This is a genomic window from Acuticoccus mangrovi (genome assembly GCF_016411865.1).
Classification (GTDB): domain Bacteria; phylum Pseudomonadota; class Alphaproteobacteria; order Rhizobiales; family Amorphaceae; genus Acuticoccus; species Acuticoccus mangrovi.
In genome coordinates, this window is record NZ_JAEKJA010000007.1 from 490,097 (window position 1) to 503,976 (window position 13,880).

Below are 13,880 nucleotides of genomic sequence, written 5' to 3' on the forward strand. Positions count from 1 at the left end.
TACTACACGGGGTCGAACAAGGAACGCACGTCCTGAAGATCGTTAAGGTTAATTCTGTTAACCTTTGGCCGTCGCTCGGTTTTTGCGGTGAGGGGGGTTGCCTCCCGCAGCACGGCTGGACGGCGGCCGCGTTGCTTGACGCGCTCTGGTTAATCGCTATGTCGCTCGCAGCGTCCTAGCGAGGTTCCATGGTCAACATCACCTTTATCACCCACGATGGCGAGACCCACCAAGTGAGCGCCGACTCCGGCGGCTCGGTGATGGAGGCCGCGGTTCGCGCCATGGTGCCCGGCATCGACGCCGAATGCGGCGGGGCGTGCGCCTGCGCCACCTGCCACGTCTATATCGACGAGGCGTGGCGGGAAAAGGTCGGCGACCCGTCGCCGATGGAGGAGGACATGCTGGACTTCGCCTTCGAGGTGCAGGAGGGCTCGCGCCTGTCCTGCCAGGTCAAGCTGAGTGACGAGCTCGACGGTCTCGTGGTGCGCATCCCAGAGCGCCAGGCGTGAGCGGGCGGCGCTGAGATGGCGACGTTCGACAGCGACGGCGTCCTCATCGACTATCTCGACGACGGCGAGGGGCCGGCGGTGGTTCTCGTCCACGGCTTCGCCTCCAACCAGGTGGTGAACTGGGTGAACACCACCTGGGTCACGCATTTGAAGCGGGCCGGCTACCGGGTGATCGCGCTCGACAATCGCGGCCACGGCAAGTCGCAGAAGCTCTACGATCCCGCGCTCTACAGCACCGACCTGATGGCCGACGACGTGGTGCGGCTGATCGACCATCTGACGCTCGATCGGCCGGTGGTGATGGGCTACTCGATGGGCGCCCGCATCGCCGCCTTCACCGCGCTCAAGGCGCCGCAGAAGCTGCGCGGGCTGGTCTTGTCGGGGCTTGCGAGCAATCTCGTGAACGGCGTCGAGGGCGGACCGCGGATCGCCGAGGCGCTGGAGGCACCCTCGCTCGACGACGTGTCGGGCCAGCAGCCGCGCATGTTCCGCGCCTTCGCCGAGCAGACCGGCGGTGATCTCAAGGCGCTCGCCTCCTGCATCCGCGCCTCGCGCCAGACGCTGTCGGCCGCGGACGTCGCCCGCATCGCGGTGCCGACGCTGGTGGTCGCGGGGGCCGACGACGAGATCGCGGGCTCGGCCGAGGCGCTCGCCGCCCTCATTCCGGGAGCGCGGGCGCTGACGATCCCCGGCCGCGATCACATGAGCGCCGTCGGCGACCGCACCCACAAGGCCGAGGTGGTCAACTTTCTGGGTAGCCTCGCAAATTGAATTGCTGCTATGGCACGCATCCACTATCTGGGTACGGTATCGTAGGAGGGAGGGGCCCATGGCAGAGGCGGCGATCTATTCCCACGATCCGGTTTGGCGCCGGGTACGCGACGATGCTGCGGAGATCGCCCGGCGCGAGCCCTCGCTCGCCGGTATGGTCCACGCGGTGATCCTCGATCAGCCTTCGATGGAGGATGCGATCGCCGAGCGCGTCGCCCACCGCTTGGCCGATCCGCAGCTCGACGCGACCCACATCCGCAACGCCTTCCGCGACGCGCTCGACGACGATCCGGACCTCGCCGAGGTGATGCGGATCGACGTCTTCGCCGTCTGCGACCGCGACGCGGCGTGCGAGCGGCTGATCGAGCCGATCCTCTATTTCAAGGGCTTCCATGCCCTGATGAGCCACCGCGTCGCCCACTCCATGTGGACGCGCGGCCGGCGCGACTTCGCGCTGATGCTGCAGAGCCGCGCCTCGGCGGCCTTGCAGGTGGACATTCATCCCGCCGTGCCGATGGGGCGCGGCATCTTCATCGACCATGCGACCGGGGTGGTGATCGGCGCCACCGCGCGGCTCGGGGACGACGTGTCGCTGCTCCAGGGCGTCACCCTCGGCGGCACCGGCAAGGACAGGGGCGACCGCCATCCGAAGATCGGCTCCGGCGTGCTCCTGGGCGCCGGAGCGAAGGTGCTCGGCAACTTCGAGATCGGCCACTCCTCCCGCGTCGCGGCGGGTTCGGTGGTGCTCTCGGCCGTGCCGCCCAACGTCACGGTGGCGGGCGTTCCGGCCCGCATCGTGGGCGAGGCCGGCTGCCGCGAGCCGTCGCGCTCCATGGACCAGATCCTCGCCGATCTCGCCACCGGCGGCTGACGCGGCCACTCTCGCTGGCGCGGCCGCTCTTGGCATCGGCGGCCAACGCGGCCGCCTTGCCGTCCGCTGCGAAGTTGGTGGGTTTTCTTCGCGGCGAACGCCGTCAAGGGTTTCGCCGGACGTCCGCTTAGCCTACATCGGGCGCTCACGCCGCGGGGGAGACCCCGCCTGTCATTTGTCGGTGTCGCCGCCTGCCTCCGGCGCCGTCGGCTGCCGTGCGGAGTCGCGCGGTCGGTTGATCGGGCGCCGGCCTTAGGGCAGCGTGACGCACCCGATCCCACCGAGAAACATGGAGACGAAGGTGGATAAGAAAGAGTTGGCCAAGCTGCAGGCGTACATGCGCCGCACCTTCGGCAACGAAACCATCAACGTGCGGGCGCGGCCCCGCAAGGACGATTCGGCCGAAGTCTATCTTGGCGAGGAGTTCATCGGCGTCCTCTACCGCGACGAGGACGAGGGCGAGCTCTCCTGGAATTTCACGATGGCGATCCTCGAGGTCGACCTCGAGAGCGTCTGAGGTCGACATGGCGCTCTATAGTCTCGAAGGGGTGTCGCCCGACCTCCACATCGCCTCCTGGGCGGCGCCGACGGCGGTGCTGATCGGCCGCGTTCGCCTCCTCGCCGACGCGTCGGTGTGGTGGGGCGCGGTGGTGCGCGGCGACAACGAGTGGATCGAAGTCGGCGAGGGCGCCAACATCCAGGACAACACCGTCTGCCACACCGACGCGGGGGCGCCGCTCACCATCGGGGCGGGCGCCACCGTCGGCCACAGCGTGATCCTGCACGGCTGCACCATCGGCGAGGGAAGCCTCGTCGGCATGGGGGCGACGGTGCTGAACCACGCGGTGATCGGCAAGAACGCGCTGGTCGGCGCCAACGCGCTGGTGCCGGAGGGCAAGGTCATTCCCGACGGGGTGCTGGCGCTCGGCGCGCCGGCCAAGGTGATCCGCGAGCTGACCGACGAGGAGATCGCCGGCATCGCCAAGGGCTCGGAGCACTATGTCGCAAACTGGAAGCGCTACAAAGCCGCTTGCCTGCCCATCTAGCGGCCCCACCTTGGGCACCATGGCCGCGCTCCGCCCCGCTTCTCTCGCCCGTCCGGGACGCTTCGTGACGGTGGCGTCGCGGTGAGCCACGTTCCCCGCATCCCGCGCGGCGGCGAGCCGGCCCCCGCGGCCGACCGCCATCAGGGGCCGGGCGCCGGCGATCCGCCACCGCCGGGACGGCCGCCGCGCGAGGCGGTCTTCACCATGCCGGGGTCGGTCACCGCGATGCTCGGCCTGCTCGTGGTGATCCACATCGTGCGCGGCACGCTGTCGATCCCGTTCGACAACTGGGTGCTGATGGAGTTCGCCTTCATCCCGGCGCGCTATGTCGAGGGGCGAGCGGGGCTGCCCGGCGGGACGGCGGCGGATATCTGGACCTTCTTCACCTACGCGCTGCTCCACGGCTCCTGGATCCACCTCGTGACCAACGCGGTCTGGCTCGTCGCCTTCGGCAGCGCCGTGGCGCGCCGCTTCGGGCCGCTGCGCTTCTGGATCTTCTCGGCGATGGCGGCGGCGTCGGGTGCGGCGCTCCACCTCGCCCTGCACTTCGGCGAGCCCATCCCGGTGGTCGGCGCCTCGGCGGCGATCGCCGGGCAGATGGCGGCGGCGGCGCGCTTCGTGTTCGACGTCGGCGGCCCGGCGGGGATGCGTCGCAGCGCCGGTGACGCGGCCTATCGCCGGCCGGCCCGATCGCTGCTCGCCATCTTCGCCAATCGTTCGGCGGTGATCTTCGTCGCCATCTGGTTCGGCGTGAACCTGATGGTGGGGATCGGCGGCTTCATGTCGGGCGGCGTCGCCGTGGCGTGGGAGGCGCACATCGGCGGCTTCCTGTTCGGCCTGCTCGCCTTCCGCCTGTTCGACCCGGTGCCCACCCTGCGGCGCTGAGTATCCGCAAGCTTCGCGCAAGCCCCGATCAACCGGTGGTAGGCAGCGCCGCGAATTTGTGGAACCATGCTCCTCCGAACAACACTCCACCCAATGCGGTGGTTCGCGGTGTGAGGCTGGCGCAAAGGCAGCTCGTAACGCACCGCATCTCGACCATGTCAGATCGAGGGAGGCTGGTCATGAGCGTGAAGAATATCTTGAAGCAGAAGGGCTCGGACGTGTTCGCGATGAGCCCCGATTCCACGCTGCTCGAGGTCGCGAACGAGTTGACCGAGCGGCGTATCGGCGCGGTGGTGATCATGGACGGAGACCGGCTCGCCGGCATCCTGTCGGAGCGCGACATCGTGCGTCAGGTCGCCCATCGCGGCCCCGTGGCGCTGGAGCTGCCGGCGGCGAGCACCATGACGCAGAAGGTCGAGACCTGCGGGGTCGACGATCTGATCGACGATTTGATGACCCGCATGACCAACAGCCGCTTCCGTCACATGCCGGTGGTGGACGAGGGTCGCCTCGTTGGCGTCATCTCCATCGGCGACGTGGTGAAGCTGCGCATCGAGGAAGCGGTGCGCGAGCGCGACGACATGCGGGCCTACATCCTGTCCACCTAGAGCACGGCTCCGCTCGAGCAGCATCGCTCGGGCGGATAGAACACGCTCGCATTCAAAGAGATCGAGCATTCTGCGCGCGATAGGGCGCGGGATGCTCCGAGGCGGAGGGCGGGGCCTGCCGGACGCGGCGCGCCCCGCCCGCTCACTCGTCGATCCGGCGCAACCCCCCCTCGGGCGTCACGGCGCGGAAGAAGCACGATCGCGCTCCGGTGTGGCAGGCACCACCGTCGCCCCCGACGGACACGCGCAGCACCACCGCGTCCTGGTCGCAATCCACCAGCATCTGCCGCACGGTCTGGATCTGGCCCGACGTCTCGCCCTTCTTCCAGAGGCTCCGGCGCGAGCGGCTATAATAGTGCGCCTCGCCGGTTTCCATCGTCGCGGCGAGGGCGGCGGCGTTCATGTGGGCGAGCATCAGGATATCGCCCGTCGCATCGTCCACCGCCACGGCGGTCACGAGGCCGTTGGCGTCGAACTTCGGGCGGAAGGTCGTCCCGAGCTCCTGTTCGGCCATGTCGGGGGAGGGGGGCAGAAGGTCACGCAAAGGGGAGAAACTCGCTGTTTGGTTGGCGTTCACATCGCCTTATATTGAGGCGAGACGGAGGATCGTCATGCTCAGCGACCTTTATAACGAAAAGATCCTGGCCTTCGCGGCCGATATCCCGCGCCTCGGCCGGCTCGACGCGCCAGACGGCACGTCTACCCAGCGCTCGCGCCTGTGCGGCAGCCAGGTGACGGTGGACGTCGCGATGGAGGACGGCCGGGTGAGCGACTTCGCCCACGAGGTGAAGGCATGCGCCCTCGGTCAGGCCTCGTCCTCCATCATGGCGCGCCACGTGATCGGCGCCACGGTGGAGGAGCTGCGCCAGGTGGAGCGCGAGATGACGGCGATGCTGAAGGAGAACGGCCCGCCGCCCACGGGCCGCTTCGCCGAGCTCGCCTGCATGGAGCCCGTGCGCGAGCACAAGTCGCGCCACGCGAGCACGCTCCTCACGTTTACCGCCACCCGCGAGGCGGCGGAGAAGGCGACCGCGGCGAAGCAAGCCGCGTGAGGCCGCATCGATGAGGCCCGCCGCCGCGGTGTTCCGCGGCCTGATCTTCACCTACCGCATCTTCCTGTCGCCGTTCTTGGGGCGCCAGTGCCGCTACCTTCCCACCTGCTCCGAGTATGGCGACGAGGCGATCCGCCGCTATGGCGGCTGGGTGGGGTCGTGGCTCATCCTGGCGCGCGTCCTGCGCTGCAATCCATGGGGTGCCTCGGGCTTCGACCCGGTGCCCGATCTTCCCCCCGACGCCGCCCGCCGCCCCTGGCGCTACGCCCGCTGGGGGGCGAGCCACATGGACCCCGCCTCCCGCCTCGACCGCTGAGGCGGTAAACCGGGGCACGGGAGGCCGGTGCGCCTGTCAAGGACGCCGCAGGCGCCCGGAGGGCTTGTCCTTGACAGGCGTGCCGGCCTCCCCAGCCTGGTGCGAGGGGTCGGGAAAGCCGGGCGCGCAGCGTCCGTCTGCCCCGAACCCCTGCCGGCCGGCGAGGCGGAGGGAGCGCGAGGGGGGAACCCCCTCGCATGGTGCGGGCAATGTCGGCGCGCAGCGCCGTCCGTGCCGTTCCGCCGGTTTGCAATCGCCGCCCAAGTCGATAGATACGGGGCAGCTTACCTGCATCAGTAGGCAGCGATTGAGCGAGAGCTTTCCATGATCACGATTACATTCCCCGACGGGGCATCCCGTCAGTACGAGCCCGGCGTCTCCGGCGCGGACATCGCCGCCTCGATCTCCAAATCCCTCGCCAAGAAGGCCGTCGCGATGGCGGTTGACGGCAGCCTGTGCGACCTCGCCGATCCGATCGGCACGGACGCCGAGGTGAAGATCGTCACCCGCACGGACCCCGAGGCGTTGGAGCTGATCCGCCACGACGCGGCGCACGTGATGGCGGAGGCCGTCCAGGCGCTGTGGCCCGGCACCCAGGTCACCATCGGCCCGGTGATCCGCGACGGCTTCTATTACGACTTCTACCGCGAGACGCCGTTCACCACCGAGGAGCTCGGCGAGATCGAGGCGAAGATGCGCGAGATCATCGCCCTCAACCGTCCGTTCACCAAGGAGGTCTGGTCCCGCGACAAGGCGCGCGACACGTTCGCCGAGATGGGCGAGGGCTTCAAGGTGGAGCTCGTCGACGCGATCCCCGAGGATCAGGACGTCAAGATCTATCACCAGGGCGACTGGTTCGACCTCTGCCGCGGGCCGCATATGGTGTCCACCGGCAACGTGGGCGACGCCTTCAAGCTGACGAAGGTGGCGGGTGCCTATTGGCGCGGCGATTCCAACCGCGAGATGCTGTCGCGCATCTACGGCACCGCGTGGGCCGACAAGAAGGACCTCGCCGCCTACCTCACCATGCTGGAGGAGGCGGAGCGGCGCGACCATCGTCGGCTGGGGCGCGAGATGAGCCTCTTCCACTTCCAGGAGGAGGCGCCGGGGGCCGTGTTCTGGCACCAGAACGGCTGGCGCATGTTCCAGACGATGATCTCCTATATGCGCCGCCGCCAGGAGGCCGCGGGCTATGAGGAGATCAACACGCCGGAGCTGATGGACCTCGAGCTCTGGAAGAAGTCGGGCCACGCGGAGAAGTTCGCCGAGGCGATGTATCTCTCCGAGCCGAAGGACGAGCGCACCTTCGCGATCAAGCCGATGAACTGCCCGGGCCACGTCCAGGTGTTCAAGAACGGGCTGAAGTCGTACCGCGACCTTCCCGAGAAGGTGGCCGAGTTCGGCAAGGTGCACCGCTACGAGCCGTCCGGCGCGCTGCACGGGCTGATGCGGGTGCGCGCCTTCACCCAGGACGACGCGCACATCTTCTGCACCGAGGATCAGATCACCGAGGAATGCCTCAAGGTGAATGACCTGATCCTGTCGATCTACAAGGACTTCGGCTTCGACGACATCATCATCAAGTTCTCCGACCGCCCCGAGAAGCGCGTCGGCACGGACGAGGTGTGGGACCGGGCCGAGACCTCGCTGCGGACGGTGCTCGAGGCGACGGGCCGGGACTGGTCGCTCAACAAGGGCGAGGGCGCGTTCTACGGGCCGAAGCTCGAATACACCCTGCGCGACGCCATCGGCCGCGAGTGGCAGTGCGGCACCCTGCAGGTGGACTTCAACATGCCGGGCCGCCTCGGTGCCTTCTACATCGGCCCCGACGGCGAGAAGCACGTGCCCGTCATGCTGCACCGGGCGCTGTTCGGCTCGTTGGAGCGCTTCCTCGGCATCCTCATCGAGAACTATGCCGGGCATCTGCCGCTGTGGCTCTCGCCGCTGCAGGTGATCGTCTGCACCATCGTGTCGGACTATGACGACTATGCCGTCGAGGTCGCCGCCACGCTGCGCGCGGCAGGGCTCCACGTCGACACCGATCTTCGCAACGAGAAGATCAACTACAAGGTCCGCGAGCACTCGGCGGCCAAGGTGCCGGTGATCCTCGTGGTCGGCGGCCGCGAGGCGGCCGAGCGTACCGTCAACATGCGTCGCCTCGGCTCGCGCGATCAGACGACGCTGCCGCTCGACAAGGTGGTGGCCGATCTGGTTCTCGAGGCGATGGCGCCGGATCTGAAGCGCACCTACGAGAGCGAGGCCGCCAAGAGCAGCGCTGAGCGGATCGACGTGGTCGAGGTGTTCGAGGGCTTCGTGGTGAACGACGGCGCCAACGGGCTGTCGAGCGACGTGTTCGAGACGCGCGAGGAGGCCGTGGAGACCGCGCGGCGCATCCTGATGGAGCGTGGCGGCGGCGTCGCCACCGTGTCGACGCTCGCCGGCGAGACGGAGCGCATGAGCGTCGCCGTCGAAGGCTGATCGGCCACAGGACGCGCGAGCCGAAGGACGCCTGAGCCGTAGGACGCGTGAGCCGTAGGACGAGAAGAGCGCGCCGCCCGGCGGGAGGCGCGCTCCCGCTACCGCCCGTCGGCGAGGGCGCCGGCGGGCACCGGCCGCGTCGCCGACACGGGGTCGCCGTCGACCGCGAGGGTGGCGTGGTCGTTGGTGTTGAGCGTGACGGTGAGGCGCGTCGCCCCCGCGGGCACCGCCGCGAGGTGGAACCAGGGGCCGTAGACCCGGGCGAGCTTGACGCCGTCGGCGTAGATGTGGGCGTGACCCTCGCCGTCGACGGCCGGCCCGCTCGCATGATCGGGCGCGAAGCGGAAGTTCGACGTCAGGATGTGGATGTTGTAGCCGCCGTGCGGATCGGCGGCGATGGTGAAGTCCACCGTGGGAGCGTCGGCGCCCGCCGGCACGTCGATGGTGCGGCTGTGGTCGTGCGCCGTGGTCACCGCACCCCCGGGCGTCATTCCGTGTCCCGTCGCGCCATGTCCCGTCGCGCCGTGTCCTATCGCCCCGTGGCTCATGCCACCGTGGTCCGCTGCGGCGTGGCCCGCGCCGCCGTGGATGTGCGGGGCGCGATCGCCCGTGTTGGCGGGGATCGAGGCGGAGGCGAGGGCCACGCCGACACAGCCGGCGACGGCGGCGAGGATGGTGATCACGTTGGCGGACATGGCGATCCTGACGGCGCTCCTGGTTCAGTCAGGGCTCGGTGGCAGCCGCGCCACGACCCCGTTGCGGAAGAAGGGCGGCCGCGCCGCCATCGGCGGCACGCCGTGGGGGGAGGCGGCCACCGCGCGGGCCGCGGCGACGACGTCGTGCGCTGCGGCCGGTTCCACGCCGGCGACGACGTAGGTCCACTTGCCGGCGGCGCGGAAGGCCACGGTGGCCGGCCGGTCGCACACCGCGAGGCAGCCGACCGGAACGACCGCGATGGCCGCCTCGCCGACCGTTTCGCCGACCGCCGTGCGCACAGCCTCGACGAGGGCGCGCCCGACCGCACCGCCCTCGCCATCCTCGCAGGCGGTGCAGACGAGGACCTCCACCGCGCCGTCGGCGTCCGGTCCGCGGGAGCCCGGCGTGCTCATGGCGGGCGCCTCAGGCGGCGCTGGCCATAGGCTCCGCGCGAGCGGCGAGCCGCTGCCAGACATACCCCCCGATCGCCCCGGCGAGCGCCCAGGAGAGCGCCTGCACCACGAGCGAGGCGGAGGCGAAGTGGCCCGACAGCTCGCCCGGCACCGTGCTCGTGAACGCCGACGGGTGCGGCGCTCCGACGACGTGCGGCGCCGCGATCAAGAGCACGCCGACGCCGATTGCGGCGGGCGTCGAGATGCGCAGGGCGAGCCAGAGGCCGGCGCCGGTCGCGATCGCCGTACCGATCCACCAGAGTTGGCGTGCCTCGAGCGCCGCCGCCGCCGAGCCGGGAAGCTCCGGACTGAGGCCGAGGGCCGGGGCGAGCCCCGTCCCCACGAACGCCGCGGCGCCCCACATCAGCCCTTTGCGGGCGGTGATCTCGGCGCCCGAGAGCACCATCAGCGACAACAGGATGAGGGCGAAGCCGGAGGTCGCCCCGATGGTGGCGATCGAGGTGAAGACGGTGCGCTCGAGCCCGTCCGTCGGCATCCACTCCTCGTCCGCGTCGTCCGACGCAGCGATGAAGATGAGGCCAGGGTCCTTGAGCCCGGCACCGTCGAGCATCGCCGGCACCGCCTCGGCGCCGCCTTCGTAGGCCTCCGCCTCGAGGATCAGCGGCGTCGTCGTGCCGGCCTGGATGATCGCGACCGCAACGCCGCCGAGCACGCCGGCGACCAGCGCGCTGAGAAGAATTCGGTACAGCATGGCGTCAGTGGCAGGGGAAGGCCATGGCGTGGCGGGTGTCGTGTCCCGCATTGTGCAGCGTCGTCGCATGGGCGAAGCCCACCACGAAGACGAGAGCACACCCGAACACGAGGGTCACGACCGCTGCCGCGCGGGTGCCCACCGCACCGCTCGCCGCCTGGTCCATGCTAGTCGACAGTCTCATTTCGCTCTCCGCGTTGGCGGGCCATGGACGGCGAGCGGGCATCGCGCGGTGACGACGAGGGCGTCCACCGACAATCTCCGCCGGGCCCTCCGCCCGTCGAGTTCATCGTCGATGGCAGGTCTCCTGGCTCGCGGGTCAGTGCTCGCCCCGCCTTCCCGACCGAAGTCAGTGGCATCGCTGGGGTTCGCTCGCCGATCACAGTTGCGGGGGCAGCCACGGATTAGGCCCCGAATTGGGTCGCTCTCACCGTGTTCCCTTTTCATCCGGCGCCTTGCGGGGCGCCGGAACCATCATCGTGCAGCGTAGTCCCGCCGGGCGGCGCGGGCAAGCGCCGCGTCGCCCGGCGGGCCGAACTCACTTCGCCGCGAGGAGCTCCGGCACGGCGAGGAGCACGAACTCGTTGTTCATCGCCTCTTCGAGCTGGCGGCCGGCGGAGAAGGGCAGGTTGTTGTCGGTGCCGACGAGGATGTGGGTGTCGTCGATCTTCATCACGTCCTCGATGGTGAAGAAGGGCAGGGTGTAGGTGCCCGTCATGTCACGATCGGCGGCGGTGTCGAGGCGGGCGAGGCCGTCGGGGTCGTCGATGTTCATGAGGTCGATGTGGCCGATGCGGCGGACCATGCCGTCGTCGCCGACCGAGGCGGTGTCGATGAGGACGATGCGCTTCACCATGGCGGGGTGGGGGAAGCAGGCCGCAGTCACCTCGTCCCGGCACTCGAGGCTCGGATCACCCTCGCCGTTGTCGCGCTCGATGACGAGGGCGCGGGTCTCGTCGATGAAGTTGAAGTCGCCGATGGCGGTGGCGCCCTCGGCGAGCGGGAACTTGAAGCTGTCGCCGGTGAAGGTCTTCGTCGCCGGGTCGAAGGCGAGCACGGTGAGAGCCTTTTCCGGCGTCGCGCCGGTCTCGTCCATCAGCGGCTTCTCGAGCATGCCCCAGAGGAGGCCGGTGCCGGGCTGCAGCGCCATGCCCTCGTAGCCGCCGGAGCGGTTGACGCGGTAGTCCTTGCCGGCCTGGGCGGGCACGGTCAGGCCGGGGTTGTCGGGGCCCTTCAGCTCGACGTCGCCCATCATCGTCGGATAGACGCCGGTGATCTTGCCGTCGAGGGTGGCCGACAGGATGTAGGGGCCGAACTCGTCGCCGATCCAGAGCGTGTCGCCGATCTTCTGGATGCTCTCGATGTCGAAGTCGGAGCCCGTCAGATAGCGCGCCTTGGTGCCCTCGTAGGCGATGCGGAAGGGCACGACCTTGTCGGGATCGGAGAGGAAGACGGTCTCCTTCACGTCCATCGCGCCGTTCTCGTAGTCCGGCGAGAGCTTGTGGAAGAAGAGCAGCGTATCGGGGCTGTTCTTCTTGGAGCCGAAGCCGTTGTCGGTGAGGGCGATGATCGAGCCGTCGTCGGCGCGGTCCATCGCAAAGCCAGAGAAGCCCTGCAGCGGCTGGCCGATGAAGGGCAGCTTGATGCCGGTCTTGCGGCTGCCGTGATAGGCGCCGGTGTCGCCCTCGACGCTCATCGGCGTGTCGATGCGGTTGGGACCGGCGGTGAACTTGCCGCTGATCCAGGCGTCCTGCGGCGCGTCGGCCGGCGGAGCGATCAGGCTGAGGGCGGGGATGACGGCGTGGCCGGCGAGGGTCGCCGGGAACACGGTCTCGTCGTCGGCGAGCGCCGGGGCGGTGAGGAGCGCGGCGAGCGCCACCGCGAGCGAGGTGCGAAGCATGGATTGGCCTCCAATGTGCGAGTGTCGACCGCCTAGTCGGGCTCGTTGACGCTCCGATGACCGTTCGCTGACGTTTTCGTCACGATCGGCCTCGATCCACGAAATGGGTTGAGCGCGGCGGGGCGACTGCGCATCTTCGGCCTCTGGTGGAGGAGCGCATTCTCATGAAAACGACATTTCTCGGTCACACGGGGCTCCGCGTCTCCGAGCTCTGCCTCGGCACGATGACCTTCGGCACGGAGACCGGCTGGGGCGCGGACATGGACGAGAGCCGCGCGATCTTCGACGCCTATGTGGCGGCGGGCGGCAACTTCATCGACACCGCGAACCTTTATACCGGCGGGACGTCGGAGCGCTTCGTGGGCGACTTCGTGAAGGGGGAGCGCGACCGCTTCGTCATCGCCACCAAGTACACGGCCTCCAGCGACAAGACCGACCCCAACGCCGGCGGCAATCAGCGCAAGAACCTGGTGCGCTCGCTCGATGCCAGCCTGAAGCGCCTCGGCACCGACTATGTCGACCTCTACTTCGTGCACATGTTCGACGGCTTCACCCCGATCGAGGAGACCTTGCGCGCCCTCGACGATCAGGTGCGCGCGGGCAAGGTGCTCTACGTGGGCTTTTCCGACTTTCCGGCCTGGATGGTGGCGAAGGCGGACACCCTCGCGAGCCTCACCGGGCTGACGCGGCCGGCCTGCATCCAGATCGAGTACAACCTCGCCATGCGCGACGCGGAGCGCGAGTTGATTCCGATGGCCGATGCGCTGGGGCTGTCGGTGATGGACTGGTCGCCGCTCGGGGCGGGGGCGCTGTCGGGCAAGATCGTCCGCCCCGACCCGGAAGAGAACTATACGGGCCGCGTCGCCTCGGGGGCGGTGGCGCGCAACTTCGACAAGTATCGGAGCGAGCGCGCCAACGCCATTGTTCGCGAGCTGATCGCCGCGGCCGGGGCGCTCGGGACGACGCCCTCGCGCCTCGCCATCGCCTGGCTGAGGGCGAAGTCCGACATCCACATTCCGATCGTCGGGGCCCGCTCGGTGCGGCACGTGGAGGATAATCTCGCCGCGGCCGAGCTCGCGGTGCCCGTCGAGATCATGGCGCGGCTCGACCGGGCGAGCCCGCCCGATCTCGGCTTTCCCATCTCTTTCCTGCGCGCCGGCCAAGGCGACTGGTACGGCGACCAGCCGCAGCGCCTCGACCAGCGGGCGCGGCCCACAGGACGCCGCTTCCTGGGCCTCGACGGCTAGGAGCGCGGTGCCCCCCGGGGGGATATGGACGGCGCTGCGCGCCGACTTTCCTTCCGAAGGGCGAGGGCGTTCCTCCCTCGCGCTCCCCCCATCTCGGCGATGGCCAGGGTTTGCGGAAAGACGACCGCTTCGCGGCCGACTTGCCTCAAACCCCTTGCGACCGTGGGGAGGGATGCGGGCGCGTCAAGGCCAAGCCCTGCGGGCGGCTGCGCCGGCCTTGACCCGCCCGCATCCCTCCGGAGCCCCGTGGCCGAGACCGGAGCGTGGGGCTTTCGCCGGGTGTCGGTGGTCGCTAAACAGGCGCACGCGGCGAAGGAGTGGGGCGTGCGCATCAGGC

17 protein-coding genes and 1 riboswitch are annotated in these 13,880 nt (G+C 69.3%); of the genes, 11 read left to right on the forward strand and 6 right to left on the reverse strand.

Annotated elements, in window-relative coordinates; all coding sequences use genetic code 11:
• Positions 1–188 precede the first annotated feature (188 nt).
• The 7 genes from JCR33_RS11450 to JCR33_RS11480 all read left to right on the forward strand — a co-directional run bounded on the left by JCR33_RS11450 (position 189) and on the right by JCR33_RS11480 (position 4,690).
• Complete coding sequence (locus JCR33_RS11450; protein WP_198882178.1) at positions 189–509, forward strand: 2Fe-2S iron-sulfur cluster-binding protein; 321 nt, start codon at positions 189–191, stop codon at positions 507–509.
• Between the two features lie 15 nt (positions 510–524).
• On the forward strand, positions 525–1,280 hold the full coding sequence (locus JCR33_RS11455) for an alpha/beta fold hydrolase (protein ID WP_198882179.1): 756 nt from the start codon (positions 525–527) through the stop codon (positions 1,278–1,280).
• A gap of 58 nt (positions 1,281–1,338) precedes the next feature.
• Entirely contained in the window at positions 1,339–2,151 is an 813-nt protein-coding gene (cysE, locus tag JCR33_RS11460; RefSeq protein ID WP_198882180.1) for a serine O-acetyltransferase, read from the forward strand.
• Positions 2,152–2,452: 301 nt separating this feature from the next.
• Entirely contained in the window at positions 2,453–2,668 is a 216-nt protein-coding gene (locus tag JCR33_RS11465; protein WP_198882181.1) for a DUF3126 family protein, read from the forward strand.
• A 7-nt stretch (positions 2,669–2,675) separates the two neighbouring features.
• On the forward strand, positions 2,676–3,197 hold the full coding sequence (locus JCR33_RS11470; RefSeq protein ID WP_198882182.1) for a gamma carbonic anhydrase family protein: 522 nt from the start codon (positions 2,676–2,678) through the stop codon (positions 3,195–3,197).
• Positions 3,198–3,278: 81 nt separating this feature from the next.
• Positions 3,279–4,082: a rhomboid family intramembrane serine protease gene (locus tag JCR33_RS11475; RefSeq protein WP_332461165.1), complete on the forward strand. Its 804-nt coding sequence runs from the start codon at positions 3,279–3,281 to the stop codon at positions 4,080–4,082.
• A 179-nt stretch (positions 4,083–4,261) separates the two neighbouring features.
• Positions 4,262–4,690, forward strand: coding sequence for a CBS domain-containing protein (locus tag JCR33_RS11480; RefSeq protein ID WP_198882183.1), 429 nt, complete (start codon positions 4,262–4,264; stop codon positions 4,688–4,690).
• A gap of 142 nt (positions 4,691–4,832) precedes the next feature.
• On the opposite strand, the gene hisI is transcribed toward JCR33_RS11480, so the two are convergent.
• Positions 4,833–5,204, reverse strand: coding sequence for a phosphoribosyl-AMP cyclohydrolase (gene hisI, locus JCR33_RS11485; protein ID WP_198882231.1), 372 nt, complete (start codon positions 5,202–5,204; stop codon positions 4,833–4,835).
• Between the two features lie 97 nt (positions 5,205–5,301).
• Here hisI and JCR33_RS11490 point away from each other — a divergent pair, with 97 nt between their 5' ends.
• The 3 genes from JCR33_RS11490 (at position 5,302) to thrS (ending at position 8,536) form a co-directional block, all read left to right on the forward strand.
• Positions 5,302–5,742 carry an iron-sulfur cluster assembly scaffold protein gene (locus JCR33_RS11490; protein ID WP_198882184.1) on the forward strand — a complete coding sequence of 147 codons (441 nt, stop codon included), beginning with the start codon at positions 5,302–5,304 and terminating at the stop codon, positions 5,740–5,742.
• Between the two features lie 10 nt (positions 5,743–5,752).
• Positions 5,753–6,058, forward strand: coding sequence for a membrane protein insertion efficiency factor YidD (gene yidD, locus JCR33_RS11495; RefSeq protein ID WP_198882185.1), 306 nt, complete (start codon positions 5,753–5,755; stop codon positions 6,056–6,058).
• Between the two features lie 324 nt (positions 6,059–6,382).
• Positions 6,383–8,536 carry a threonine--tRNA ligase gene (thrS, locus tag JCR33_RS11500; protein ID WP_198882186.1) on the forward strand — a complete coding sequence of 718 codons (2,154 nt, stop codon included), beginning with the start codon at positions 6,383–6,385 and terminating at the stop codon, positions 8,534–8,536.
• Between the two features lie 98 nt (positions 8,537–8,634).
• Here thrS and JCR33_RS11505 read toward each other — a convergent pair whose 3' ends face one another.
• The 5 genes from JCR33_RS11505 to JCR33_RS11525 form a co-directional block, all read right to left on the reverse strand.
• Positions 8,635–9,231, reverse strand: coding sequence for a hypothetical protein (locus JCR33_RS11505; protein WP_198882187.1), 597 nt, complete (start codon positions 9,229–9,231; stop codon positions 8,635–8,637).
• 24 nt (positions 9,232–9,255) lie between these two features.
• Entirely contained in the window at positions 9,256–9,645 is a 390-nt protein-coding gene (locus JCR33_RS11510) for a DUF1636 family protein (RefSeq protein ID WP_198882188.1), read from the reverse strand.
• Positions 9,646–9,655: 10 nt separating this feature from the next.
• Positions 9,656–10,396 (reverse strand): CbtA family protein, encoded by a 741-nt coding sequence (locus JCR33_RS11515; RefSeq protein WP_198882189.1) that lies wholly within the window; start codon positions 10,394–10,396, stop codon positions 9,656–9,658.
• Between the two features lie 4 nt (positions 10,397–10,400).
• A complete protein-coding gene (locus JCR33_RS11520; protein WP_211110214.1) occupies positions 10,401–10,580 on the reverse strand; it encodes a CbtB domain-containing protein in 180 nt (59 codons plus the stop codon).
• 96 nt (positions 10,581–10,676) lie between these two features.
• Positions 10,677–10,887: riboswitch (cobalamin riboswitch) on the reverse strand.
• A 47-nt stretch (positions 10,888–10,934) separates the two neighbouring features.
• Positions 10,935–12,296 (reverse strand): esterase-like activity of phytase family protein, encoded by a 1,362-nt coding sequence (locus JCR33_RS11525; RefSeq protein ID WP_198882190.1) that lies wholly within the window; start codon positions 12,294–12,296, stop codon positions 10,935–10,937.
• 164 nt (positions 12,297–12,460) lie between these two features.
• Here JCR33_RS11525 and JCR33_RS11530 point away from each other — a divergent pair, with 164 nt between their 5' ends.
• The gene (locus JCR33_RS11530) at positions 12,461–13,543 is read left to right on the forward strand and encodes an aldo/keto reductase (RefSeq protein ID WP_198882191.1); all 1,083 of its coding nucleotides are present in this window, start codon (positions 12,461–12,463) and stop codon (positions 13,541–13,543) included.
• Positions 13,544–13,880 lie beyond the last annotated feature (337 nt).